We start from the raw sequence: 1745 nt of genomic DNA, 5'->3' as shown, positions 1-1745 counted from the left end.
ACGTTCAACGTAGATACAGAGGCCGTGATTGCTCATGAGGACAGGGTGAACTCAGCCATCTTCAGTTCCGATGGCAGCCATCTGGTGACCGCCAGTGAAGATAAAACGGCGAAAATCTATGGCCAGAAGACCCATGGAAAATGGGTAGAAGAAACCATCATTTCCCATGAAGACGATGTCGGATCAGCTATCTTCAGCGCCGATGGCCGCTATCTGGTGACCACCAGTGAAGATGGAACGGCAAAAATCTATGGTCAAGCCGATGGGTCATGGGCAGAGAAACTCACTATTTTCCATGATGACGTTTTCAGATCAGTCACCTTTAGCAGCGATGGCCGTCATTTGGTGACCGCCAATAAGGATAATAAGGCGAAAATCTGTGCTGAGGGAGATGATGGATCATGGGAAGAAAAAGTCACCATTTCCCATAATGATTGGGTCAACTCAGCCACCTTCAGCCCCGACAGTAGTTATTTGGTGACCACCAGTTATGACAACACTGCAAGAATCTATGGTCGGGAAGTCGATGGATCATGGCTCAAGAAACTCACCATTGCCCATGACCGACTGATCAACTCAGTTATCTTCAGCGTCGATGGTCGCCGAGTAGTGACGGCCAGCACCGATGGCAGAGCGAAAATCTATGGCCAAAAGACCGATGGCTCATGGGAAGAAGAGACCATCATTTCACACGATGGGACTGTCAACTCAGCCACCTTCAGTGCCGATGGCTGCCATTTGGTAACGGCCAGTGACGATAACACGGCGAAAATCTGTGTTCAGAAGGATGATGGAACATGGGGAGTAGAAGTCGTCATTTACCATAATGGCTATGTCGACTCAGCCTCCTTCAGCCCCAATGGGTGCCATGTGGTGACGGCAAGTGTCGATAGCACGGCGAAAATCTATAGCAAGAAGGACGACGGATCATGGGAAGAAAAGTGCACTATTTTACATGATTACAGTGTCAGCTCAGCCACCTTCAGTCCCGATAGCCGTCATATGGTCAGTGTCGGTGGCAACGCGAAAATTTATGGTCTGAAGACTAACGGATCCTGGATCGAAAAGGTCAACACTTCCCATAAGGGTATTGTCAAGTCAGCCACCTTTAGCGTCGATGGCTGCCTTCTACTGACCACCAGTGCCGATGGAACGACAAAAATTTATGGTCAGGCGGCTAATGAATCATGGGTAGAAAAAGCCGCTGTTACTCACAGAGGTGCCGCCAAATCAACCGCTCTTAGCGCCAATGGCCACCATGTGGTTTCGCCCTTCCCCCATAACGAGTTGAGAATTTATAAGCTATCGATGAATCATTGATGGTTTGCTGTGATCAATAAAAGGGGCGCCATTCTACATGTGCTGAAAAGCAGGAATTTAGTTAGTGACACTTAATAACATATTATGAAACTTTTATTTCACAGCCGACTTTAATTAACTTCATCAATTTTGAAAGTCGCTAATAGAGGGAATACTCATCTAGGAGAAACAGAGATGTATTCTAAGGTTAATAATTCCGACACAGCCGGTTCACTTTCGCTACCATCTGTAAGCACTTCATTGGCGACAGAACCATTGGGTGCCAGTGTCGGCAGGTCCATCACTTTACCTGATAAAGAAATAAAGAAAACAGCTTCATTGCACGATTTGCCCGAGGAAATAACCATCAAAATTGCTCGTTTGTTGGAGTTTCGGGATATCGTCAGTTTACAAAGGGTATCTGTTCACTTATACAATGCTATTAA

General features: G+C 46.5%; 2 protein-coding genes. Both read left to right on the top strand.

What is annotated here, in order from left to right; genetic code table 11:
- Positions 1-1320 (top strand): WD40 repeat domain-containing protein (locus KDK17_RS06575; RefSeq protein WP_257287646.1); only part of this gene is annotated, 1320 nt, incomplete at its 5' end.
- Between the two features lie 174 nt (positions 1321-1494).
- A partial coding sequence (locus tag KDK17_RS06570) for an F-box protein (RefSeq protein ID WP_257287645.1) occupies positions 1495-1745 on the top strand: 251 nt, incomplete at its 3' end.

Origin of the sequence: Endozoicomonas sp. SESOKO2, assembly GCF_024606245.1 — a bacterium.
GTDB lineage: Bacteria > Pseudomonadota > Gammaproteobacteria > Pseudomonadales > Endozoicomonadaceae > Endozoicomonas_A.
This window is presented reverse-complemented; position numbering and strand designations above follow the sequence as displayed.